Genomic DNA, 22,836 nt, shown 5'->3' on the forward strand with positions numbered 1-22,836 from the left:
CCAGCCTCCGTGACGGATTGCGCCACGAATTTGCGGCGGCTAGTATCAGAACGAGAGTTCCTTGTCCATACAAGAAATCGCGACCCGCCGCAGCGTTGCGGGGGTGTTTGCGCGCCTATTCGGCGGCGTCGGCCGAAGGTGCGGCCTCGTCGGGCGCATTGGGGTCGCCTGGCGCGGTTTCGCAGCCGAGATCGGGAAAGGCCACAATGCGGTTGTTATGGAAATCGGTGCGCACCACGATCAGGTCGCGCTCCTCGAAATAGGTGAGCAGGCGTCTGGCCCGGCGCGCCGAATGGGTTCCGTAGGCGCGCGCCAGGGTGGCGTCGGAAGGGCAGGGCGCGCCGGTGACGGCGGCCTGCGCCACCATCAGGAACACGCCCTGAACATCGTCAGGCAGGCTTTCGGAAAGCTGGAGGGCGTGAGGCCACGCCTCGCCGTCGGCGGTCTTTCGATCCACCCCGGCGCGCGCGACCGCCAGCCGCCTGCGGAAGGCGGTCAGTTGCAGCGGCTCGCCGGCGACGCGGCGGATGCGGCAGCGCACAAGGAAATCCTGATAGAGGACGGCGTCGGTACGGAAGCCGGCGTCGGGATCCTCGAGGATTTCCTTCAGCACCGTGTCGATGCCGGCTTCGCGTTCGGCCTCGTCGATTTCCGGGAACATGGGCTCGACCGGCGGCGGCATCGGCGCGGGCTGCGGGCGGGCGAGCTGCGCCATCAGGTCGGCGGTGGGGATCGGTTGCGGCGCGGGTTTGCGCACCGGCATGCGGGCCTCTTCCGGTCCCGGCGTGAAGACGAGATCGGCCACGTCTTCGGGCTTTTCCGGCAGGGGCATCAGCCTGGGGCTGACCGAGCGGGCCGAGGTTTCGACGCTGCCTATGGTGATCGGCAGCGGCCGGCGCGACATGGCTGGCCCCAGCGCCACGAAGCAGCCGCGTGCGAGGTCGCGGAACATCTCGGCCTGCCGCCGCTCCATGCCCAGAAGATCGGCGGCGCGGGCCATGTCGATGTCCAGGAAGGTGCGGCCCATGAGGAAATTGGAGGCTTCCGCCGCGACGTTCTTGGCGAGCTTGGCCAGCCGCTGCGTGGCGATGACGCCGGCAAGGCCGCGCTTGCGGCCCCGGCACATCAGGTTGGTCATCGCCGCGAGCGAGATGCGCCGCGCCTCGTCCGATACCTCGCCGGCGGCGGCCGGCGCGAAGAGCTGCGCCTCGTCCACGACAACAAGGACCGGATACCAGTATTCGCGCTCGGCATCGAACATGCCGCCAAGGAAGGCGGCGGCCGCGCGCATCTGCTGGTCGACGTCCAGCCCTTCCAGATTGAGCACGGCGGAGACCCGGTGCTGGCGGATGCGGCCGGCGATGCGGGTAAGCTCGGCCTCGGTGCGCTGTGCGTCGACCACCACATGACCGAACTTGTCGGCCAGGGTGACGAAGTCGCCTTCCGGGTCGATCACGCATTGCTGCACCCAGGGCGCGCTCTGTTCCAGCAGGCGGCGCAGCAGATGCGACTTGCCCGAGCCCGAATTGCCCTGCACGAGCAATCGGGTGGCCAGCAGTTCCTCAAGATCGATCATGGCCGGCTTCCCGGGGGACGCCGTTCCCATGTCAATGTCGACTCTCATCGCAGCTCCTTGTACCGGCGCTTTAACACTCCCCCGCACGGGTGCGAAGCCGTGGGGCGGGATACCCACAGGCGCTTCGCCGCAGCCGGATACGGCGTTTATAGCGGCAGACCCCGTCGCAAACAGCGCATGGGTGGCGGGGTGGTTTGGCTAGTGATAAGGAAAAGGCGTCAGCGTCAGGGATGTCGCCGCTCAATCGCGAGGCGTGGGAACTTGAAGAAATACTCGGTATTCGCCATCGCGCGGGAAGCCATGCGCGGACACAGGGGCTGGGAGGCGCAATGGACGTCTCCGGAGCCGAAGGCGGAATATGATGTCGTTATCATCGGCGCTGGCGGGCACGGGCTTGGAACGGCCTACTATCTGGCCAGGGAGCACGGCATAACCAATGTGGCGGTGCTGGAAAAAGGGTGGCTCGGCGGCGGCAATACAGGCCGCAACACCACTATCATCCGTTCCAACTATCTCTATGACGAATCGGCCGGCATCTACGACCATGCGTTGAAGCTGTGGGACGGGCTGTCGCAGGATCTCAACTACAACGTTATGTATTCGGCGCGCGGCGTGATGATGCTGGCGCATAATGTGCACGACGTTCAGTCCCTGAAGCGCCATGTCCACGCCAACCGCCTGAACGGCGTCGACAATGAGTGGCTGACGCCGGAGCAGGCGAAGGAATACTGCCCGCCGCTCAACATTTCACGCGATGCGCGTTACCCGGTGGTCGGGGCGTCGCTCCAGCGACGCGGCGGCACCGCGCGCCATGATGCGGTGGCGTGGGGCTATGCGCGCGGCGCAGCGGCGCGGGGCGTCCACATCATACAGAACTGCGAGGTCACCGGCATCAGGCGCGGTCCGAACGGCGCGGTGACAGGGGTCGAAACCTCGCGCGGCTTCATCGGTGCGAAGAAGATCGGCGCGGTTGCGGCCGGCAACACGTCCGTCGTTATGAATATGGCCGATGTGCGCATGCCGCTTGAAAGCTATCCGTTGCAGGCGCTGGTGTCGGAACCGGTCAAGCCGGTGGTGCCCTGCGTGGTCATGTCCAACACGGTGCATGCCTACATCTCGCAGTCGGACAAGGGCGAACTGGTGATCGGGGCCGGCACGGATCAGTATTATTCCTATTCGCAAGCCGGAGCGCTGCACAATCTGGAGCACACGCTCGACGCCATCTGCGAGATGTTCCCGATGTTCACGCGCATGAAGATGCTGCGCTCCTGGGGCGGCGTCGTCGATGTCACGCCCGACCGTTCCCCGATCCTCGCCAAAACGCCGGTGCAGGGGCTTTATGTGAACTGCGGCTGGGGTACCGGCGGCTTCAAGGCGACGCCCGGTTCGGCGCATGTCTTCGCCCACACCATCGCCCGTGACGAACCGCATCCGATCAACGCGCCGTTCACGCTGGAGCGTTTCCGCACCGGACGGCTGATCGATGAGGCGGCGGCCGCCGCCGTCGCGCACTGAGGGACAATACAGATGCTTTTGATCCGCTGCCCCTATTGCGAGGAAGAACGCCCCGAGATCGAGTTCCGGCATGCGGGCGAGGCGCATGTTGCGCGCCCAGCCGATATCGCCTCGATCAGCGACGAGACGTTCGAGGATTACTTCTTTATCCGCGCCAATACGCGCGGCACGGTTTATGAGCGCTGGCGGCATGTGCACGGCTGCGCCCGCTTCTTCAATGCGGTGCGCGATTCGGTGAACGACCGCTTCATCATGACCTACAAGGCAGGTGAGCCGAAGCCGAAGAAGCTGCCGGAAACGGCCAGGTGAGGGGAATGCCTTTCACAACGTGCCGCCATTTGTCTGAGGGGACGCATTGACCATGGCCGAATCCTTCCGCCTTCCCGGCAAGGGCCGCCTCGCGCAGGCAAGAACCACGCGTTTCACCTTCGACGGCAAGGATTATAGCGGCGTCGCCGGCGACACGCTGGCCTCGGCGTTGCTTGCAAACGGCGTGCATCTGGTTGGCCGCTCGTTCAAATATCACCGGCCGCGCGGCATCCTCTCGGCGGGTGCGGAAGAGCCCAATGCGCTGGTTGGAATCCATCGCGACGCCTCGCGCAAGACGCCCAATGTGCGCGCCACGGTGCAGGAGCTCTATGACGGGCTGACCGCCGTGTCGCAGAACCGCTGGCCGTCGCTGGGCTTCGACGTCGGCGCGGTCAACGATCTTGCCTCGCCGCTGTTCTCCGCCGGTTTCTACTACAAGACCTTCATGTGGCCGAAGGCGGCGTGGAAATCGCTTTACGAGCCGTTCATCCGCTCCGCCGCCGGTCTTGGCGTAGCGCCGGACCAGCCCGACCCGGATCGCTACGCCGCATGCTTCGCCCATTGCGAGGTTCTGGTTCTGGGCGGCGGCGCGGCGGGCATCGCCGCAGCGCTCGCCGCGGCTGAAACCGGCCTGCGCGTCATCATCTGCGACGAACAGGCCGAACTCGGAGGCTCGCTGCGTTTCGAATCCGGCGCGGTCATCGACGGCCGGAATGGCTGGGACTGGGCGCAGGCGGCGATGGCGAAGCTGGCCGCCATGGAAAATGTGCGGGTGCTGACCCGCACCACCGCCTTTGGCTACTATCTTCAGAATTTCGTCGGTCTCGCCGAGCGGGTGAGCGATCATCTGTCCAGTCCCGGCTCGTTGCCGCGTGAGCGGCTTTGGCAGGTGCGGGCAAAGCGCGTCGTGCTCGCCACCGGTTCCATCGAACGTCATATGGTGTTTCCCGACAACGACCGGCCCGGCGTCATGCTGGCTTCGGCGGCGCGCACCTATCTCAATCACTACGGCGTCGCCGTGGGCAGGAATGTCGGCGTCTATACCGCCAACGACAGCGCCTATGCGGCGGCCATCGACCTGAAGAAGGCGGGGATCAACATCGCGGCCATCGTTGACCTGCGCGACAATCCATCCGGACCGATGGTTGACGAAGCCCGCACGCTCGGCATCGAGATCCACGGTGGACGCGGCGTGGTCCGGGTCGGCGGGCGGCTGCGCGTCAGTTCCATGACCGTGCGTCCGCGCGCCGGTGGCGGCGGGGAGCGCACCATAGCGGTCGATGCAGTTCTGATGTCGGCCGGCTGGACGCCTTCGGTGCATCTGTTCTCGCAATCGCGCGGCAAGGTGGCTTTCAACGACGAGGTGAAGCGCTTCCTGCCCGGCGCCTATGCGCAGGACTGCATCTCGGTCGGCGCCTGCAACGGCACGGACGGTCTGGCCGCCACCATCGACGAAGCCTATGCGGCGGGCGCGAAGGCGGCGAAGGAAGCCGGCGGCAAGGCGGCAAAGGCAGCAAAGCCCAAGGTGGAGGCCAGCGAGAACTGGTCGCGCGGCATGCTGGGTGCGGGCCCCGGCGCGGAAGCCGGGACCACGGTGAAGGCCTTCGTCGATTTCCAGAACGACGTGACGGCCAAGGACATTCGTCAGGCGGTGCACGAAGGCATGCACTCCATCGAGCACGTCAAACGCTTCACCACCAACGGCATGGCGACCGACCAGGGCAAGACCTCCAACATGCACGGTCTGGCCATCGCAGCCGAGGAACTCGGCAAAACGATCCCGGAGGTCGGCCTGACGACGTTCCGCGCCCCCTACACCCCGGTGACCTTCGGCGCGATCGTCGGTCATGCGCGCGGAAAACTGTTCGACCCGACGCGCCGCACCGCCATGCATGGCTGGGCCGAACGGCAAGGCGCGGTGTTCGAGGATGTCGGCCAGTGGAAGCGCGCCTGGTATTTCCCGCGCGCGGGCGAGGACATGCATGCCGCCGTGAACCGCGAATGCGTGACGGTGAGGAAGAGCGCCGGCCTGTTCGACGCCTCCACCCTCGGCAAGATCGAGGTGGTGGGACCCGATGCGGCCGCCTTCATGGAACTGATGTACACCAACCCGTGGCAAAAGCTGGAACCGGGCCGCTGCCGCTACGGCGTCATGCTGCGCGAGGACGGTTTCATCTATGATGACGGCGTGGTCGGGCGTCTGGCCGCGGACCGCTTTCATGTGACGACGACCACCGGCGGCGCGGCGCGCGTCATGAACCATATGGAAGATTATCTTCAGACCGAGTTCCCGCATCTGAAGGTGTGGCTCACCTCGATTTCCGAGCAATGGGCGGTGATCGCCGTGCAGGGGCCGAAAAGCCGCGACATCATCGCGCCGCTGGTCGAGGGCATCGACCTTTCCGACGAAGCCATGCCGCATATGTCTGTGCGCGAGGGCAGGATCTGCGGCGTGCCGACGAGGCTGTTCCGTATGTCCTTCTCCGGCGAGCGCGGTTTCGAGGTCAACGTGCCGGCCGATTACGGCGAGGCGGTATGGGAGGCGCTGTGGGCCGAAGGGCGCAAGCACGACGCCTGCGCTTACGGCACCGAAACCATGCATGTGCTGCGCGCCGAAAAGGGCTACATCATCGTGGGGCAGGACACGGACGGAACGGTGACGCCCAACGATGCCGGTCTCGACTGGGCCGTGGGGAAGAAAAAGACCGATTTCGTCGGCATACGCGGGCTGAAGCGGCCCGATCTGGCGGCCGAGGGGCGCAGGCAGCTTGTCGGCCTTAAGACCCGCGATCCCGATGTGGTGCTGGAGGAGGGGGCGCAGATCGTCGCCGATCCGAAGCAGCCGGTGCCGATGAAAATGATCGGCCATGTCTCTTCCAGCTACTGGTCGGAAAATTGCGGCCGTTCGATTGCGCTGGCGCTGGTCGAGGGCGGGCGTGGGCGCATGGGCGAAACGCTCTACGTTCCAATGCCCGACCGCACCATAGAGGTGGAGGTCACCGGCATGGTGTTCTTCGATGAGAAGGGGGAGCGCCTCAATGGCTAAGGCTACGACAGCAAGGACCGTTCAGACCGCCGCCACGGTGGAGCGCCGCCCGGCGCTGGCGGGGCAGGAGGTTTCGGCCAGCGGCGTCAAGGTGGCCGTCCTGCCGCCGGCGGGCCGTGTGTCGCTGCGGGCGCCGCAGGAAGCTCTCGGATCGCTGTCGCGGGCGCTTGGAGTGACGCTGCCGCAAAAACCGAATACGTCCGCCACCAAGGGTGGGCGCACCGTTTTGTGGCTCGGGCCGGACGAATGGTTCGTGCTCGACGAGCAGGGCGGCGATGCGCTGTCTGATTGCGCTAGGGCGAAAGGCCTTCATTCGGCGGTCGATGTTTCGCACCGCAATGTCGCCTTCGCAGTGAGCGGGCCGTCTGCGGAGGCGGCAATCGCAGCCGGTTGCCCGCAGGACCTGTCATTGCAGGCGTTTGCCGTGGGCGCGTGCTCGCGCACGGTGCTCGGCAAGTCGGAAATTCTGCTCTACCGGCTAAGCGAGCAGGAATTCAGGGTCGAGTGCTGGCGTTCCTTCTCCGACTACGTCTACAGCCTGCTGGAACACGGCGCGCGCGACGCCGTGTGAGGGAACCGAACGGGGGGAGCCGAGTTTTTATCCAGGCCCCTTACTCGGGGCGTGTCGGGGAGAAACTGGAATGGCGAGCAACGTGAAAACGGCAAGCAAGACGCGCAGCAAGACATCGGCCGTCAAGTCTCTTGAGCAGGAACGGCTCACTCATGACGAGACGGAGGAACTGGAAGAGGGGCTGGAGGATAGCTTCCCCGCCAGCGACCCGGTTTCGGTGACCTCCTCGGCCATACCCGGCGGACCCAAAAAGCCCGGACAGGCCAAAAAGGTGGCCGGGCGCAAACCGGGACGCTGACCCGCGCATACGGGCATAACGGTTCATATTACAACAAAGGGCGGCTATCCGGTTGGATGCCGCCCTTTGCCTTTATCGTGCAAACTCACAGACCGGGCACGAACGGGTTCACATCGATGCCGAGGCGAGGGCCGGAGGTCCTGCCTTCATTGGCGGCCTTGCTGATCGACCCCGTGCTGGCGCAGTCGACCTTCACCTTCTTGCCCGTCGTCCGATCGACTGCGACGCAGCTTGCGGCAGGAGCCTGTGCCGGGCCGGATGCGGCCATGCCGACGCCAGACAAGACGAGCAGGGCGGAAAGCGCAACTATGGCGGTCTTCATATCCTTCTCCGATCATTGTATGTGTATTATATTTCGTACATGTACATAACAATGGAGCGGGATTCAAGATAATTTCCGTACGTGTACGAAATTTGTGCGGAAGAGGAACGGCGATCTCCGCCCTGTTGTCCGCAGCCCATGGGGAATCATTAAATGAGCACGTCCCTGCCGGGCATTCGACGGTTGGCCGTGAAGCGCCCATGCCGGCGATTTGCCGGATCACACGGATCGGGTATTTTTCTCGGAATCGCGAAAACAATTTATCCAGGGTTGCGAACAGTCCGGGCGTAAACCGTAGGGTGCTCTTACCGGAGCCGTTCTATGCCCGAGTCAGCCGGCACGAAATGCCGGGATTGTCGCTGAGCGGTTGTACATCCTGCCCTTCCAGCGCCCCGAGGGCGAAATCGCACATGCGCTTTACATAAGCGTCGGGGTCGCCGAAGTCGTGGAAGGGGAATGTGATCAGCAGCGAAATGGCGCCGTGGCCAATGCTCCACAGCATGGTCGCGATGGCGAAGGGGTCGCCCTTCAGCTTGCCGGCCGCGATGCAGGCCTCGACACGGCTGAGAAGCGCCAGCATGGCGGGGTTGTTGGCGTCCAGTTCCTCGAAGGTCACGCCTTCAGGCGGCCTGGTCTTTTCGGTCATGAAGACGATGCGGTATTCGTTCGGATTGCCGAGGCCGAAAGCCGCATATTCGGTCATCACCGCCCGCAGCGCCTCGATCGGATCGTCGGACGCATTGTCCTCGATGCGCCGGGCCAGAATCTCGAAGCGATCCTGCGCCAGCGCCAGCAGTATGTCCTGCTTGTCGGCGAAATAAGAATAGACCGACATCGGCGCATAGCCGACCTGTTTGGCCAGCTTGCGGATGGTCAGCCCGTCATAACCCTCTTCCTGCACAAGCCGCCGCGCCGCCTCGATCAGGTCGGATCGGAGCGTTTCCCGGTGCCGTTCGCGCCGTTCCTGCACGGTGGGCGATACGGTCTTTGGTTTGCGAGCGTCCTCCACGGGTCTGAATATATCCCTGATATGAGTGGGGGCAAGCCGTGCCGCAGCGTCAGGCCTGGGGCTCGACGAAGGTCAGCGTCAGCCAGCGCGCGGTGAAGGCCGGCTTCTTCGATCCCTCGATCTCGACCGTGACGTCGTGCGTGACCTGCACCCAGCCGGAAGGCCGGGCCTTGACGTCGGCGAGAACGAACCGGGCGCGAATCTGCGAGCCCGTCCTGACGGGGGCCATGAAGCGGATTTCGTCGAAGCCGTGATTGACGCCCATCTTGCCCTTTTCCAGCGGCGGCAGCGTCTCGAAGGTCATGGCCGAGAGCAGGGAGAGCAGCAGGAAGCCGTGGGCGATGGTTCCACCGAAGGGGGTCTCCCGAGCCGCGCGCTCCGGATCGCAATGGATGAACTGATGGTCATCGGTGGCGTCGGCGAACTGGTCGATCATCGTCTGCGTCACTGTGCGCCAGGGCGAGACGCCAACCTCCTTTCCGACGCTGGCCAGAAGCTGGTCGAGGCTGATCGGTTTCATGGTGGCCGCTTCTCCTGATGCCCGGATGCCGTGATGGTTCGGGCAGGAGCAATACAGGGCGACGCCCGCCCTGTCACCCGGGCAATGGCCTTCCGCGCGGGAGGCTCGCTTATTCGGCCGGCTCCACATTGGTATAGGCGGCTTCCTCCAATTCGCGGCGAAGCCTGGTCTGCTCTTCCACCTTCGGCGTGACGAAGCGGCCAAGCAGCAGGTAGGCGACCGGCGTGAGGAAGAGGGTGGAGACGGTGGCCAGACCGAGGCCGCCGACAATGACCCAGCCGAGAGCAATGCGCGCCTCGGCCCCGGCGCCGCTGGCCAGCACCAGAGGCAGGCCGCCGAGCACCGTGCAGATCATGGTCATCACCACCGGGCGCAGGCGCACATTGGCCGCTTCCTCGATGGCCTGCCGCACGTCCAGGCCACGGTCGCGGAGCTGGTTGGCGAACTCCACGATGAGAATGCCGTTCTTGGCCATCACGCCCACTAGAAGCACGAGGCCGATCTGGCTGTAGGCGTTGAGGCTGGTGCCGGTCAGGATCAGCGCGAAAATGGCGCAGGCGAGCCCCAGCGGCACGGTCGCCATGATGATGATGGCCGACACGAAGCTTTCGAACTGCGCCGCCAGCACCAGAAGGATGATGATCAGCGCGAAGCCGAATACGGTGAGCATGCCGGTGTTGGTCTCGCCCAGCGTGGCGGCTTCGGCGAGCGGCAGCAGCCGCGCGCCCGCAGGCATGAGATCGGCGGCGATGCGTTGCGCTTCCGTATAGGCGTCGCCCAGTGCGAAGTCGGCCCGCAGATCGGCGGTGATCGCCACGGAAGCCTGCCGCTGTTCGCGTGTCAGGGTCGGCGGCACCGATTTTTCCGTTAGCGTGGCTATGGTGGACATGGGCACGAAGCGGCCGTCGCCGGTCTTGAGGAAGATGTTTTCAAGATCGGTCGGATCGTTGATCGGATTGGTGGTCGACACCAGCTTCACGCCGAACGCACGGTCGCCGACATACACGTCGCCGATGTCGTTGCCGTCGAGCATGGCCTGCAGCGTATTGGCGAGCCCTGTGATGTCGATGCCCAGATCGGAGGCGCGTTCGCGGTCGATGGCGACGGAAAGCTGCGGCTGCGAGGGGTCGATCGAAAGGCGCGGCTGCTCGAAGCGCGGGTCCTGCTCCATGGCGGCGACGATGCGGTCGGCCGCCTCGCCAAGCTTCGAGCGGTCATTGCCGACAAGGGCGAATTGCAGGCCGTTGCCTGCGCCACGGATGCCGAGGCTGTTCGGCTGCACGGGGAACACGCGCACGGCCGGCATCTGGCGGGTGTAGGAGTTGATCTCCGACCAGATCTGCTGCTGGGTGCGGGCGCGCTTTTCCCAGGGAGCCAGGGTGATCACCATGAAGCCGCTGTTGTAGTTTCCGTTGTTGCCGGCGAACTGGAAGGTGCTTTCGATCTCGCCGGACCGGCGCATCGGCTCCATCAGATTCTCGATGGTGCGCATCTGCGCCGCCGTATAGTCGAGGCTGACGCCTTGCGGGGCGCTGACACGCAGCAGAACCATCGAGCGGTCTTCCGTGGGGGTGAGCTCCTGCCGGATGGTGCCGAAGAGAATGACGGCCAGCCCGGCAAACAGGACGGCCACCAGCACCACCAGCCAGGGTGCGTTGAGGCAGGCATTGAGGCCGCGCTTGTAGAGCGCGCCGAGTTTCGCGCCGATACGGCTGCCGATGCCGGTTCCGCCCTCGTGGTGGAGCGAAGCGGAAGTGAGCATGCGCGAGGCCAGCATCGGACACAGCGTCAGCGCCACCACACCCGACAGCAGCACTGCGATGGCCAGCACGAAGCCGAATTCGCGAAACAGGCCGCCGGTCTGGCCCGGCATGAAGGAAATCGGCACGAAGACCGCGACCAGCGTGGCGGTGGTGGCGACGACGGCGAAGAACACTTCCTGAGTGCCGAGAACGGCGGCGGCGCGAGGCCCCAGACCCTGATTGCGGCGGCGCACGATGTTTTCCAGCACCACGATGGCGTCGTCGACGACGAGGCCAGTGGCGAGCACCAGCGCCAGAAGCGTGAGGATGTTGATGGAGAATCCGGCCAGGTAGATGGCGGCGATGGTGCCGATCATGGCGACCGGCATGGAGAGGCCCGGAATCAGCGTGGCGCGCCAGTCGAGCAGGAAGGCGTAAATGACGATCAGAACGATCGATACGGCAAGCACCAGCGCGATCTCGACCTCATGGACCGCGCCGTTGACGAACACCGCATCGTCCGAGGTTATCTTGATGGTCATGCCTTCCGGCAGGTTCTGCTGGATCGCCTGCACCGCAGCCTTGACGCCTTCGGAGATGTCGAGCGTGTTGGATTCGGCTGCGCGCACGATGCCGATGCCGATGCCGGACTTGCCGTCGGAGCGCAGCATGCTCTGCCCGATGTCGGGGCCGAGGGTGACGGTCGCGACGTCCCCGATACGGGTGCTGCCGTCGATGTAAAGCTGCTCGAAGGCTTCCGGGGTGCTGACCTCGGCGGTGGTGCGAACGATCAGGTTCTGGTCGCTGGTGGTGATGGAGCCGGCCGGTTTGTCGAAGGCGACGGACGCCAGCGCGCTGCGCAAATCCGCCACCGTATAGCCGAGGCTGGCGAGCCGCGCCTGATTGACGTCGATGCGGAAGATCTTTTCCCGGTCGCCATAGACCTGCACGTCGGCGACGCCCGGAACGGCGGCCAGCGCATCCTCGATTTGATCCTCGACGATGACGGTCATGTCCTCGACCGACATGCTGTCCGAAGTGACCGCCAGACGCATGACCGCTTCGGCATTGGCGTCGGCCTTCACGATGCGCGGCGCGTCCGCCTCGTCGGGCAACTGGTTGGCGACGCGCGCGACGGCGTCGCGTATGTCGGATGCGGCGACGTTCAGGTCGACGCCGTCGTTGAATTCAATGGTGACGCGGCTGGAGCCATATGACGAGCGCGAAGAGATCGACTTCACGCCGGAGACGCGGGCCACCGCGCCTTCGATGATGTCGGTCATCTCGCGGTCCACCGTTTCGGCGGCCGCACCCGTAAAATTGGTGTTGACGGAAATAACCGCGCGGTCGACGTCCGGCAGTTCGCGCACCTCGACGCCATAGAAGGCGGCTATGCCAGCCACGGCGATCAGCGTGTTGAGCACGAAGGCCAGAACCGGACGGCGGATGAACAGCGCCGTCAGGCCGCTCTGACCGCTCTTGATCTCGTCATTCATGGCGCGTCTCGTCTTTCTCAGCGGTTAGAATATTTCCGCTTTCCCCGAATTGCGAAAGCGCTCTAACACTTTGATTAAGCATCGGAACAATCCGAAAACCGGGTGGGTCAGCCGTCTGCGCCCACGCTCCGGGCCGGATCGCCGGCGATACGCACGCCGCCGCCTTCCCGCACGCTCTGCACGCCCTCGGTAACAACGATGCTGCCGGCCACGATCGGCGCGTCGATCAGCACGTTTTCGGTGTTGCGCTGGACGATGCGCACCGGAACGCGCCTGGCCTTGCCGTTCTCCACCGCCCAGATGAACGCGCCGTCCGAACCCCATTGCACGGCGAGGGGGCTGACGGCCGGATAGGATTCGCCGGGAAACTGCATGGCGATCTGGAAGGACATGCCCGCGCGCAGGGAATCGGAAGGGTTGGCGATGGTCGCCTGCACCCAAAGCGTCCGGCTCTTTTCATCGATGCGGTTGTCGATGGCGCTCACGGCGCCGGTATATTCGCGATTCGGATTGGCGAGCGGGACGGCCGTGAGCGGAGCGCCGATCTCGATCATCGACGCGAAGCGTTCCGGCACATGAAAATCCACCAGAATGGACGACCGGTCGTCGACGGTGGCGATCGAGGTCTGGCTGGTGACGTAGTTGCCGGCTTCGATGGGCAGGATGCCGACAATGCCGGAAATGGGGGAGGTGACCGAGCGACGGTCGAGCGCGACTTCGGCGTCATGCACGGTCAGCTCCGCATTGCGCAGGGCAAGCTCGGCGTCGGTCAGTTGCACTTGCGTCGCGGCGTTGGAGGTGCGGAGCAGGCGAATACGCTCGACCCTGGCGAGGACGTCGTCGCGGGCGGCGCGGGCGCGGTCAACGGCGATTTCCTCGGTGGCCGAGTCCAGCCTGCCGATGATTTCTCCGGTTTCGATCCGGGCGCCGGACTGGACCAGCAATTCGGTAAGGCGGCCCGATCCGTAGGGCATGACCGAAACCGTCGCCCTGGCGCGGCCTGTGCCGATGGCGTTGAGGCGGTCGTTTATCGTCGCCGTCGAGACAGGGGCCGTAACGACGGACGCGACCCGGCCGCCAGGCTCTTCCTGACCGCCGATCGAGCCGGTTGCGGCCGCAGGATTTTCGACCGGGCCGATGCCGAGGCGCGCCAGCGTGGCGGCCGACCCCGGCACGAACATGTAGCCCGCAACCGCAGCCACGGCGAGAATCGCTATCGCGAACAGAATCTGCTTCCAGGCTGTCATCAGCACTCCGGTCGTCTGCCAAGCTGCGCGTCCTGCTCCAGCCTCGGAGCCTCGACGCAGGGTACCACGAAACGCATGAAATGCCCGGTACTCAGCCTTTATGACAATTCTCCGGCGTCAAAGCACATTAAATCTGCGTAAGGTTGCTGGGAAGGGGCCATACAGCCTGCCTCAGCGCAGCCCTTCCATCTCGCGGATGCGCCTGGCCCCTTCCGTTTCCAGCCGTCTGGTGACCGCGTCGATCAGCGATTCCGCGATGGTGAACAGCGCGACCGAGGAGTCCCACGCCGAGGGCATTGCGGTGCGACCGGCGACGACATGCTTTGCAAACCGGGCGATCGGCGAGAGCCATTGATCGGTGATCAGCACGATGGCGACGCCGCGCTGATGCGCCTTCTCGGCGAAGCGCAGCAGGCTGTCCTGGTAGCGCCTGATGTCGAAGATCAGGATCACGTCATGCTTGTCCATGTCGATGAGCCGGTCGCGCCACATGCTTTCCTGACCCGCCAGATGGAAGACGTTGGGGCGGATGATGGCCAGATGCGCGGCCGTATAGCGGGCGAGCGGATCGGTGAAGCGCCCCCCGATCAGGAACATATGCCCACGGCGCTCCGCCAGACAGGCGGCGATGTCCTCCAGCTGGCGGTCGGAAATATGGCGGAAGGTCTCGCGCAGATTGTCGAGCGTCGCCTCCAGCAAGGGCGAGATCGCCCCCTTGCCACGGCTACTGGCCGCGTATGTGCGGGAGGCGGGCGACTGGAGCTGGGCCGCCAGCTCGTCCTGCAGGGCAGCCTGAAACTCCGCGTAGTTGTGGAAGCCAAGGCGGGCCACGAACCGCAGGATGGTGGGCGATGAGACACCGGCCTGCTGCGAGAAGTCGGCGACCGTCTTCAACCCGATCAGCGGGTAGTTGGCGACCAGCGTCTGCGCAGCCCGGCGTTCGCCCGCCGGCATGGTGTCGAGACGTTCGGCTATCAGCTCGGCGACATTGGATTCCATGTTGTCCCCAGTCCAAAGGCATTGGTCCAGATCGTGCCAAATCGGATTTGACAAATCCGGACAATGTGTATGAAATCATCCGTCAAGGCGAAATGAAAAACAATAAGTAATATATGGTACATCGCCTGGGGAACGGAGCGCTATGGGGAACGAGCCTTCATTCGAGCAGGCTGTACGGGTCACGAATCCGCAAGGGGCAAGCCCTTATGTGTTCACTTGCGACCATGCCTCCAACTACATGCCGGCCGAAATCGGGATGCTCGGCCTGTCTGAGGAAGACTTCCAGCGCCACATCGCCTGGGACCCCGGCGCGCTGCCGGTCGCGGCGATGCTGGCGAAGGCGCTTGATGCGACGCTGATCGAATCCTGCGTGTCGCGGCTGGCGATCGACTGCAACCGGCCGCTCGATGCGCACAATCTGATCCCGGAAGTCAGCGAAACCATGGCCGTTCCCGGCAACGCCGGACTGACGGCGGAGCAAAGGCAGGCGCGTATCGATCTCGCCTGGCGGCCGTTCCACGACGTTATCGCCGCCACGATCGATGAGCGGCTGGCGGCGGGGCGCGAGACGCGGCTCGTATCCGTGCATTCCTATACGCCCGTCTATTTCGGCAAGCAGCGTCCCTGGCACATAGGGATCATCCATGATGAGGACGAACGCATCTCTGCGCCGTTGTTGCGGGCGCTGAACGGTGTCGCCGGCATCAAGGTGGGCGCCAACCAGCCCTATTCGCCGGCCGATCTGGTTTATTTCACACTGGAGCGGCATGCCCGCTCGCGCGGACTGGCCTGCGCCATGATCGAAATCCGCAACGATGAGATCGCCGATGCGGCCGGCCAACGCAAATGGGCCGAACTGCTGGGTTCGCTGCTGGGCAAGATTCATATCGAGGGCGGGAATTTGGTGGACAAGGGAGGAGTCAATGCCTGAACCGATCAGGCTCTATGTGCGCTACGTCGATGCGACGGGCTACTGGGTTGGCCGCTTCGCCATGTATCTGATCTTTCCGATGGGCGCGGTCCTGCTCTACTCGACGGTGATGCGGGTCTTCTTCGGCTACCCGGTCAACTGGGTGATGGAGATGTCGCAGTTCATGCTGTCGGCCTACTATCTGCTCGGCGGCGCGTACTCCCTGCAGATCGGCGCGCATGTGCGCATGGACCTGTTCTACAGCATGATGTCGCCGCGCCGGCGCGCCCTCACCGACGCCTTCACCATCCTCTTCGTCATCTTCTATCTGGCCGTACTGTTCCGGGCGGGTGTTTCCTCGACCGAGTATTCCATCACCTACGCCCAGAAAAACTACACCGCATGGGCGCCGCCGTTGTGGCCGATCAAGGCGATCATGACCTTCGGCATCTTCCTGATGCTGCTGCAATCCATCTCCACCTTCTTCAAGAACGTGGCTGAAGCACGCGGGAAGTCGCTGGCATGAGTTCGGAACTGATCACTATCTTCATGTTCGCCTCCATGCTGCTGCTCATGGCGACGGGGCAGCGCGTGTTCGGCGTCATTGGCGCGGTCGGCGCGGGAGCGGCGCTGTGGCTGTGGGGCAATGGCGCGGCGGAAATGCCCTTCAACGCCGCCTTCCAGGTGCTCAACTGGTATCCGCTGATCACCGTGCCGTTCTTCGTCTTCATGGGCTACATGCTTTCGGAGTCCGGCATCGCCAACAATCTCTACCGCATGTTCCATGTGTGGTTCGGATCGGTGCGCGGCGGCCTCGCCATAGGAACGATGGGCCTGATGGTCATCATCTCCATGGTCAACGGCCTTTCGGTCGCCGGCATGGCCATCGGCGCGACCGTGGCGCTGCCGGAACTGCTGCGGCGCGGCTATGACAAGACCATGATCACCGGCGTCATCCAGGGCGGATCGTCGCTGGGCATCATGGGCCCGCCGTCGGTGGTGCTCATTCTCTATGCGATGATCGCGCGCCAGCCGGTGCTGCAACTGTGGCTCGCCGGCATCGGGCCGTTCATTCTCATGGCGATCATCTTCACCGCCTACATCTACATCCGCTGCCGTTTGCAGCCGGAAATGGGCCCGGCGCTGGAGCCGGAAGAACTGGCACAGATCACCATGCGCGAGAAGCTGGTCCTGCTGCGCGAGGGCTTGCTGCCGTTCGGCCTGTTCGCCGCCATCATGGGCCTGTTCCTGACCGGCACCACCAGTCTGGTCGAGACCTCGATGGTGGGCGCGCTGCTGGCGCTTCTTGCAGCGTTGTTCACCGGTCGGCTGACGAAAAGCGTAATGGAAGAGACCACGCGCAACACGCTGGGCGTATCGGCGATGTTCCTGTGGATCATCCTCGGCGCGCTGTGCTTCAGCGCCGTCTATGACGGTCTGGGCGCCATCAAGGCGATCGAAAACCTTCTGCTTCACACCTGGGAGCTGAGTCCGTGGGGCGTGTTGTCGATGATGCTGTTTTCCTTCATCATCCTTGGCATGTTCCTCGACGACACCGCCATGCTGGTCATCGTCGCGCCGCTCTACATCCCGCTGGTCAAGGCGCTCGGCTTCGATCTGATCTGGTTCGGCATTCTCTACACGATCACCTGTCAGATCGCCTATATCGTGCCGCCCTTCGGCTACAACCTGTTCCTGATGCGCGCCATGGCGCCGCCGGAAATCACCATCGTTGACATCTACAAGTCGATTATTCCGTTCTTCTTCATGATGGTGCTGACGATGATCATCATCATGGTGTTCCCGGACATCGCGATGTGGCTTCCTGAAGTCTATATGGGGAAGCGCTGAGATGAGCGGGGGGAGCGCCTGCATCCGGAATACGCGGCGGCGGAGGCTTTCAGGCCGAAGCCCGTGCGTGTGAGTGCGCCCGTATGGGCGAGCGTTGACGGTTCGAGATAACAGAGGGAGCACGTTATGACCGACAGCAAGAAGATCATCAGCAAGCGCGATTTCCTGCGCAAATCCGTTCTGACCGGCGCCGGTGCGGTGGGAGCGACCGCTCTGGCCACGCCCTATGTGAAGGCGCAGGCGCCGATCAAGTGGCGTCTGCAGACCTATGCCGGCCCGGCGCTGGCCGAGCATGTCTGCAAGCCCGCCATCGACGCCTTCAACAAGGCTGCGAATGGCGAGATGGTGATCGAGATGTACACGGCGGACCAGCTCGTGCCGCAGGGCGAGTTGTTCCGCGCCGTGCAGGCCGGCACGCTCGACGCCGCCCAGAGCGACGACGATTCCATGGCCTCGCCGGTCGACGTGGCCGTGTTCGGCGCATATTTCCCCTTCGCCTCGCGCTACAGCCTCGATGTGCCGGTGCTGTGGAACTGGTATGGGCTGAAGGAAATCTGGGAAGAGGCCTATGGCGAAATTCCCGGCGTGACCTGGCTGAGCGCCGGCGCCTGGGACCCGTGCAACTTCGCCACCACCAAGCCGATCCGCTCGGTGGCCGACCTCAAGGGCCTGCGTGTCTACACCTTCCCGACCGGCGGCCAGTTCATCTCGCGCCTCGGCGTGGTGCCGGTGACGCTGCCATGGGAAGACATCGAAGTGGCGCTCCAGACGGGCGAGATCGACGGCATCGCCTGGTGCGGCGCGACCGAAACCTACACGGTGGGCTGGGCCGACGTCACCAAGTACTATCTGACCAACAACATCTCGGGCGCATGGTCGGGTTCGTTCTTCGCCAACACGGACAAGTGGAACGAGGTGCCGGATCATCTCAAGACGCTGTTCCAGCTGGCGATGGATTCCTCGCATTACTACCGCCAGCATTGGTACTGGTGGGGCGAGGCGCACTACCGCACCACCGGCGGCAAGCTTGAACTCACCACCATTCCCGAAGATGAGTGGAAGAAGGTCGAGGACATGGCGATGGAGTTCTGGGACGAGATCGCGGCCAAGAGCGAGCGCAACGCCAAGGTCGTGGAGATCCTGAAGAAATATCAGGACACGATGCGCAAGGCCGGCGCGCCCTACCGTTACGGCTGACGCCTGCTTTCACCCGGCCGCTCCGGCGGCCGGGCCCTCCAGAATATCAAGCTGAATTAGAACACATGCAGCCGCGGGCGCGGCGGAGAAAAGAATGGCCGGAAAACTCTCTTTCGATCAACTGAAGGGCGCAGTCGCCGCAGGCGAGATCGACACCGTGCTTGTCGCGGCGATCGACATGCAGGGCCGTCTGATCGGCAAGCGCTTCCACGCGCAATTCTTCGTCGAGTCCGCCTATGAGGAGACTCATGGCTGCAACTATCTGATGGCCGACGACATCGATATGGAGCCGGTGCCGGGCTATAAGGCGGCGAGCTGGTCGCGCGGCTATGGCGATTTCGTCATGAAGCCGGACCTGTCCACCATCCGGCCCGTTCCATGGCTGGAAAAGACGGCGCTGGTGCTGTGCGATTCGCAGGACCACCATAGCCGCGAAGACCTGCCGCATTCGCCGCGCGGCATCCTGCGCAAGCAGCTCAAGCGGCTCGAAGACCGCGGCTATCTTGCCTATTTCGCGTCGGAACTGGAATTTTTCCTGCTTTCGGAAACCTATGACACGGCGCGCGAAAAGGGCTGGCGGGACCTCAGGAGCGCGTCGCCCTATATTGGCGACTACCTCATCGGCATCACTACCAAGGAAGAAGGCTATATGCGCCGCCTGCGCAACGAGATGCATGCGGCGGGCATTCTGGTGGAATGCTCCAAGGGCGAATGGGGTCCGGGACAGGAAGAGATCAATGTGCGCTATGCCGAGGCGCTGGAGATGGCCGACCAGCATGTGTTCCTGAAGAACGGCGCCAAGGAGATCGCCGATCAGGAAGGCAAGGCCGTCACCTTCATGGCCAAGTACAATTACGATCTGGCCGGCAATTCCAGCCACGTCCATAATTCGCTGTGGAGCGCCGACGGCAAGAAACCGCTGTTCTTCGACAAGGATGCGCCGTGGACGCTTTCCGAGCTCGGCCGCCAGTGGTGCGCGGGGCAAATCAGATACGCCAAGGAATACACGTATTTCCTTGCGCCCTACATCAATTCCTACAAGCGCTTTCAGGCGGGCACCTTCGCGCCCACCAAGATCATGTGGTCGGAAGACAATCGCACCGCCGGCTTTCGCCTGTGCGGCGAGGGCACCAAGGCCATCCGCATGGAATGCCGCATCGGCGGCGCGGACCTCAATCCTTATCTCGCCTTCGCGGCGCTGATCGCCTCCGGCCTTGCCGGCATCGACGAGAAGCTGGAGCTGCAGAAACCTTTCGTCGGCGACGCCTATCAGGCGTCGCGCCTGCCGGAAATCCCGAAGACGCTGCGCGACGCCACCGAAACCATGACAAAATCGAAAATGCTGCGGAAAGCCTTCGGCGACGACGCCATCGATCACTATGTGCATACGGCGCGGTGGGAGCAGCTGGAATACGACCGCCGCATCACCGACTGGGAGCTGCATCGCGGCTTCGAGCGCTACTGACCGGAAAGAATATGAGTAACGGGCGGCCTTCCCATCCGCCCCAATGGACGAAGGACGAACTATCATGACCGAAACGGTCAAGCTCAAATCACCCATAGACGGCTCGATCTACGCCGAGCGGCCGATTGCGACCGATCAGGGGGTCAGCGCCGCTGTGGAACGCGCCCGCGCGGCGCAGGTCGGCTGGGCGCAGATCCCGATCGCCGAGCGCGGCAAGTACATGCTGGCCATGCTGGAAGCGCTCGTCTCCATGAGCGACGAGATCGTGCCGGAGATCGCCTGGCAGATGGGCCGCCCGGTGCGCTTCGGCGGCGAGTTCGGCGGTGTGCGCGAACGCGTCTCCTACATGGTGGAGATCGCCGAGCAGGCGCTGAAGCCGGTGCCGGCCTCCAACCCGAAAGACGGCTTCCGTCGCTACGTGAAGAAGGAGCCGCTTGGGGTGGTGATGGTCATCGCGCCGTGGAACTATCCTTACCTCACCGCCGTCAACACCGTTGTGCCGGCGCTGATGGCCGGCTCCACCGTGATCCTGAAGCACGCCGCGCAGACGCTGCTGGTCGGCGAGCGCTTCGCGAAGGCCTTCGAGATGGCTGGCCTGCCGAAGGGCGTGTTCCAGAACCTGGTGCTGAACCACAGCCAGACCGAGAAGCTGCTCGCATCGGGCAAGATCGACCATGTCAATTTCACCGGCTCGGTCGGTGGCGGGCGCGCCATCGAAAAGGCGGCGGCGGGCACGTTCATGACGCTGGGTCTCGAACTCGGCGGCAAGGACCCGGCCTATGTGCTGCCGGATGCGAAGATCGACCATGCCGTCGCCAGTCTGGTCGACGGCGCGTTCTTCAATTCGGGCCAGTGCTGCTGCGGCATCGAGCGCGTTTACGTGCACGAGAAGGTTTATGACGAATTCGTCGAAGGCTTCATCGCCGAAACGAAGAACTATGTCGTGGGCAATCCGCTGGAGCAGGCGACCACCATGGGGCCGATGGCGCAGGCGCGTTTCGCCGACCTGATCCGCGAGCAGAAGGCGGAGGCGCTGCGCAAGGGAGCCGTTGCGCATGTCGGCATGAAGGTCGACAATGATGTCGCCGGCTCGCCCTATATCGCGCCGGAAGTTCTCACCAATGTCGACCATCAGATGAGCGTCATGCGCGAGGAGAGCTTCGGGCCGATCGTCGGCATCATGAAGGTGCGCAACGACGAGGAAGCCGTCGCGCTGATGAACGACAGCCCGTACGGTCTGACCGCCTCGATCTGGACCACCGACACCGAACATGCCGTCGCCATCGGCGACCGTGTCGAAACCGGCACCGTCTTCATGAATCGCTGCGACTATCTCGACCCGGCGCTGGTGTGGACGGGGGTCAAGGACACCGGCAAGGGCGCAGGGCTGTCGGCCATCGGCTATGACAACCTGACCCGGCCGAAAAGCTATCACCTGCGCGAAGAAATCTGACATTCAAGAAGAACAGACATGACCAATCCCGTCTCCAAATGGAATTACCCGACCACCGTGCTCTTCGGCGCGGGGCGCATAAGTGAACTGCCCGGCGCGCTCGCCGCTTCCGGCATCAAGAACCCGCTCTTCGTCACCGATCCGGGGCTGGCGAAGCTTCCCGTCGTCGCCTCGACGCTCGCTATTCTCGACGCGGCCAAGACGCCTTACGGCGTGTTCTCCGACGTCAAGCCGAACCCGGTCGAGTCCAATCTCACCGCCGGCATCGAGGTGTTCAACAAGGGTGGCCATGATGGCGTCATCGCCTTCGGCGGCGGCTCGGCGCTGGATCTCGGCAAGCTGATCGCCTTTCAGTCGGGCCAAAGCCGTCCCGTCTGGGATTTCGAGGACATCGGCGACTGGTGGACCCGCGCCGATGCAGACAAAATCGTGCCGATCGTGGCCGTGCCGACAACGGCCGGCACCGGTTCGGAAGTCGGCCGCGCCGGCGTCATCACCCATGAAGCCTCGCACACCAAGAAAGTCATCTTCCATCCGAAGATGATGCCGGCCATCGTCATCGCCGACCCGGAGCTGACCGCAGGCATGCCGCCCTTCATCACCGCGGGCACCGGCATGGATGCGCTGGCTCACTGCCTCGAAGCCTATTGCGCGCCGGGTTATCATCCGATGGCCGACGGGATCGCGGTGGAAGGCGTTCGTCTTGTCCTGGAGAACCTGCCCAGGGCCTTCCATGACGGTTCGGACCTGATCGCACGCGCCAACATGATGAGCGCGGCGGCCATGGGCGCCACCGCCTTCCAGAAGGGACTCGGCGCCATCCATTCGCTGTCGCATCCGATCGGGGCGCTCTACGACACCCATCATGGCATGACCAATGCGGTGTTTATGCCCTATGTGCTCGCCTTCAATCGCGAGGTGATCGAGGAGCGGATCGAGCGACTTGCAGCCTATTGCGGCGTCGAGGGCGGTTTCGATGGCTTTGCGGCCGCCATCCTGAAGCTGCGCGAGGAGCTGAAGGTGCCGCACACGCTGCCCGGCCTGATCAGCGGCCTCGACATGGATGCCGGACGCAAGGGGCTGATCGCCGACATGGCCATCGTCGATCCGACGGCCGGCGGCAATCCGCTCAAGCTCACTAGGGAAGGCGCGCTCCAACTGCTTGAGAGCGCCATCGCCGGAACCGTCTGAGAAGCGGCCCAAGCCGCCCGGACCGAACCGAAACCGCCAGAGGGGAACGAGGGAGGGTTTATTTAGCCGGAAAATATATCGGCCGATTGTCAGGGTCGGCAAAAGTGGTTTAGCCTTTC

19 protein-coding genes are annotated in these 22,836 nt (G+C 64.0%); 12 read left to right on the top strand and 7 right to left on the bottom strand.

Translation table 11 applies throughout. From position 1 onward, the window contains the following. Positions 1-115: 115 nt before the first annotated feature. Complete coding sequence (locus ABID44_RS10840) at positions 116-1,624, bottom strand: helicase HerA domain-containing protein (RefSeq protein ID WP_354151730.1); 1,509 nt, start codon at positions 1,622-1,624, stop codon at positions 116-118. A gap of 213 nt (positions 1,625-1,837) precedes the next feature. Between ABID44_RS10840 and ABID44_RS10845 the strand changes: the two genes are divergently transcribed. The 5 genes from ABID44_RS10845 to ABID44_RS10865 all read left to right on the top strand — a co-directional run bounded on the left by ABID44_RS10845 (position 1,838) and on the right by ABID44_RS10865 (position 7,315). Next, the gene (locus tag ABID44_RS10845) at positions 1,838-3,091 is read left to right on the top strand and encodes a sarcosine oxidase subunit beta family protein (RefSeq protein WP_354151731.1); all 1,254 of its coding nucleotides are present in this window, start codon (positions 1,838-1,840) and stop codon (positions 3,089-3,091) included. A 12-nt stretch (positions 3,092-3,103) separates the two neighbouring features. Further along, positions 3,104-3,400 (top strand): sarcosine oxidase subunit delta, encoded by a 297-nt coding sequence (locus ABID44_RS10850; protein WP_354151732.1) that lies wholly within the window; start codon positions 3,104-3,106, stop codon positions 3,398-3,400. Positions 3,401-3,452: 52 nt separating this feature from the next. After that, on the top strand, positions 3,453-6,446 hold the full coding sequence (locus ABID44_RS10855) for a sarcosine oxidase subunit alpha (RefSeq protein ID WP_354151733.1): 2,994 nt from the start codon (positions 3,453-3,455) through the stop codon (positions 6,444-6,446). After that, positions 6,439-7,017: a sarcosine oxidase subunit gamma gene (locus tag ABID44_RS10860; protein ID WP_354151734.1), complete on the top strand. Its 579-nt coding sequence runs from the start codon at positions 6,439-6,441 to the stop codon at positions 7,015-7,017. Before ABID44_RS10855 ends, ABID44_RS10860 begins: the two co-directional genes overlap by 8 nt. Positions 7,018-7,087: 70 nt before the next feature. Then, positions 7,088-7,315, top strand: coding sequence for a hypothetical protein (locus ABID44_RS10865; protein ID WP_354151735.1), 228 nt, complete (start codon positions 7,088-7,090; stop codon positions 7,313-7,315). Between the two features lie 85 nt (positions 7,316-7,400). Here the strand turns inward: ABID44_RS10865 and ABID44_RS10870 are convergent, their stop codons facing one another. The 6 genes from ABID44_RS10870 to ABID44_RS10895 all read right to left on the bottom strand — a co-directional run bounded on the left by ABID44_RS10870 (position 7,401) and on the right by ABID44_RS10895 (position 14,650). Beyond that, a complete protein-coding gene (locus ABID44_RS10870; protein WP_354151736.1) occupies positions 7,401-7,637 on the bottom strand; it encodes a DUF680 domain-containing protein in 237 nt (78 codons plus the stop codon). A 319-nt stretch (positions 7,638-7,956) separates the two neighbouring features. Then, complete coding sequence (locus ABID44_RS10875; RefSeq protein ID WP_354151737.1) at positions 7,957-8,646, bottom strand: TetR/AcrR family transcriptional regulator; 690 nt, start codon at positions 8,644-8,646, stop codon at positions 7,957-7,959. A 49-nt stretch (positions 8,647-8,695) separates the two neighbouring features. Next, the gene (locus tag ABID44_RS10880) at positions 8,696-9,166 is read right to left on the bottom strand and encodes a MaoC family dehydratase (RefSeq protein ID WP_354151738.1); all 471 of its coding nucleotides are present in this window, start codon (positions 9,164-9,166) and stop codon (positions 8,696-8,698) included. A gap of 109 nt (positions 9,167-9,275) precedes the next feature. After that, a complete protein-coding gene (locus ABID44_RS10885; protein ID WP_354151739.1) occupies positions 9,276-12,404 on the bottom strand; it encodes an efflux RND transporter permease subunit in 3,129 nt (1,042 codons plus the stop codon). 107 nt (positions 12,405-12,511) lie between these two features. After that, complete coding sequence (locus ABID44_RS10890; protein ID WP_354151740.1) at positions 12,512-13,651, bottom strand: efflux RND transporter periplasmic adaptor subunit; 1,140 nt, start codon at positions 13,649-13,651, stop codon at positions 12,512-12,514. A 171-nt stretch (positions 13,652-13,822) separates the two neighbouring features. Then, a complete protein-coding gene (locus tag ABID44_RS10895) occupies positions 13,823-14,650 on the bottom strand; it encodes a MurR/RpiR family transcriptional regulator (protein WP_354151741.1) in 828 nt (275 codons plus the stop codon). A gap of 142 nt (positions 14,651-14,792) precedes the next feature. Here ABID44_RS10895 and ABID44_RS10900 point away from each other — a divergent pair, with 142 nt between their 5' ends. From ABID44_RS10900 to ABID44_RS10930, 7 genes are all read left to right on the top strand, one after another. Next, positions 14,793-15,581: an N-formylglutamate amidohydrolase gene (locus ABID44_RS10900; protein ID WP_354151742.1), complete on the top strand. Its 789-nt coding sequence runs from the start codon at positions 14,793-14,795 to the stop codon at positions 15,579-15,581. Continuing rightward, on the top strand, positions 15,574-16,086 hold the full coding sequence (locus ABID44_RS10905) for a TRAP transporter small permease subunit (protein WP_354151743.1): 513 nt from the start codon (positions 15,574-15,576) through the stop codon (positions 16,084-16,086). The genes ABID44_RS10900 and ABID44_RS10905 overlap by 8 nt, the downstream gene beginning before the upstream one ends. Further along, entirely contained in the window at positions 16,083-17,411 is a 1,329-nt protein-coding gene (locus ABID44_RS10910) for a TRAP transporter large permease (RefSeq protein WP_354151744.1), read from the top strand. The genes ABID44_RS10905 and ABID44_RS10910 overlap by 4 nt, the downstream gene beginning before the upstream one ends. A 126-nt stretch (positions 17,412-17,537) precedes the next feature. After that, complete coding sequence (locus ABID44_RS10915) at positions 17,538-18,608, top strand: TRAP transporter substrate-binding protein (protein ID WP_354151745.1); 1,071 nt, start codon at positions 17,538-17,540, stop codon at positions 18,606-18,608. Between the two features lie 94 nt (positions 18,609-18,702). Then, positions 18,703-20,073, top strand: coding sequence for a glutamine synthetase family protein (locus tag ABID44_RS10920; protein ID WP_354151746.1), 1,371 nt, complete (start codon positions 18,703-18,705; stop codon positions 20,071-20,073). Positions 20,074-20,137: 64 nt separating this feature from the next. Further along, positions 20,138-21,526, top strand: coding sequence for an aldehyde dehydrogenase family protein (locus ABID44_RS10925; protein WP_354151747.1), 1,389 nt, complete (start codon positions 20,138-20,140; stop codon positions 21,524-21,526). Between the two features lie 18 nt (positions 21,527-21,544). Continuing rightward, positions 21,545-22,717 (top strand): iron-containing alcohol dehydrogenase, encoded by a 1,173-nt coding sequence (locus tag ABID44_RS10930; RefSeq protein WP_354151748.1) that lies wholly within the window; start codon positions 21,545-21,547, stop codon positions 22,715-22,717. The last annotated feature ends 119 nt before the right edge of the window (positions 22,718-22,836 follow it).

It is taken from the genome of Aquamicrobium ahrensii (assembly GCF_040545755.1).
In the GTDB taxonomy this organism is placed as follows: Bacteria; Pseudomonadota; Alphaproteobacteria; order Rhizobiales; family Rhizobiaceae; genus Mesorhizobium; species Mesorhizobium ahrensii.

Excerpts from the sequence above, each read along its gene's own strand:
- ABID44_RS10840 (WP_354151730.1), bottom strand. The coding sequence starts at position 1,624 with ATGAGAGTCGACATTGACATGGGAACGGCGTCCCCCGGGAAGCCGGCC.
- ABID44_RS10850 (WP_354151732.1), top strand. The coding sequence starts at position 3,104 with ATGCTTTTGATCCGCTGCCCCTATTGCGAGGAAGAACGCCCCGAGATC.
- ABID44_RS10855 (WP_354151733.1), top strand. The coding sequence starts at position 3,453 with ATGGCCGAATCCTTCCGCCTTCCCGGCAAGGGCCGCCTCGCGCAGGCA.
- ABID44_RS10860 (WP_354151734.1), top strand. The coding sequence starts at position 6,439 with ATGGCTAAGGCTACGACAGCAAGGACCGTTCAGACCGCCGCCACGGTG.
- ABID44_RS10865 (WP_354151735.1), top strand. The coding sequence starts at position 7,088 with ATGGCGAGCAACGTGAAAACGGCAAGCAAGACGCGCAGCAAGACATCG.
- ABID44_RS10870 (WP_354151736.1), bottom strand. The coding sequence starts at position 7,637 with ATGAAGACCGCCATAGTTGCGCTTTCCGCCCTGCTCGTCTTGTCTGGC.
- ABID44_RS10880 (WP_354151738.1), bottom strand. The coding sequence starts at position 9,166 with ATGAAACCGATCAGCCTCGACCAGCTTCTGGCCAGCGTCGGAAAGGAG.
- ABID44_RS10885 (WP_354151739.1), bottom strand. The coding sequence starts at position 12,404 with ATGAATGACGAGATCAAGAGCGGTCAGAGCGGCCTGACGGCGCTGTTC.
- ABID44_RS10890 (WP_354151740.1), bottom strand. The coding sequence starts at position 13,651 with ATGACAGCCTGGAAGCAGATTCTGTTCGCGATAGCGATTCTCGCCGTG.
- ABID44_RS10895 (WP_354151741.1), bottom strand. The coding sequence starts at position 14,650 with ATGGAATCCAATGTCGCCGAGCTGATAGCCGAACGTCTCGACACCATG.
- ABID44_RS10900 (WP_354151742.1), top strand. The coding sequence starts at position 14,793 with ATGGGGAACGAGCCTTCATTCGAGCAGGCTGTACGGGTCACGAATCCG.
- ABID44_RS10905 (WP_354151743.1), top strand. The coding sequence starts at position 15,574 with ATGCCTGAACCGATCAGGCTCTATGTGCGCTACGTCGATGCGACGGGC.
- ABID44_RS10910 (WP_354151744.1), top strand. The coding sequence starts at position 16,083 with ATGAGTTCGGAACTGATCACTATCTTCATGTTCGCCTCCATGCTGCTG.
- ABID44_RS10915 (WP_354151745.1), top strand. The coding sequence starts at position 17,538 with ATGACCGACAGCAAGAAGATCATCAGCAAGCGCGATTTCCTGCGCAAA.
- ABID44_RS10920 (WP_354151746.1), top strand. The coding sequence starts at position 18,703 with ATGGCCGGAAAACTCTCTTTCGATCAACTGAAGGGCGCAGTCGCCGCA.
- ABID44_RS10925 (WP_354151747.1), top strand. The coding sequence starts at position 20,138 with ATGACCGAAACGGTCAAGCTCAAATCACCCATAGACGGCTCGATCTAC.
- ABID44_RS10930 (WP_354151748.1), top strand. The coding sequence starts at position 21,545 with ATGACCAATCCCGTCTCCAAATGGAATTACCCGACCACCGTGCTCTTC.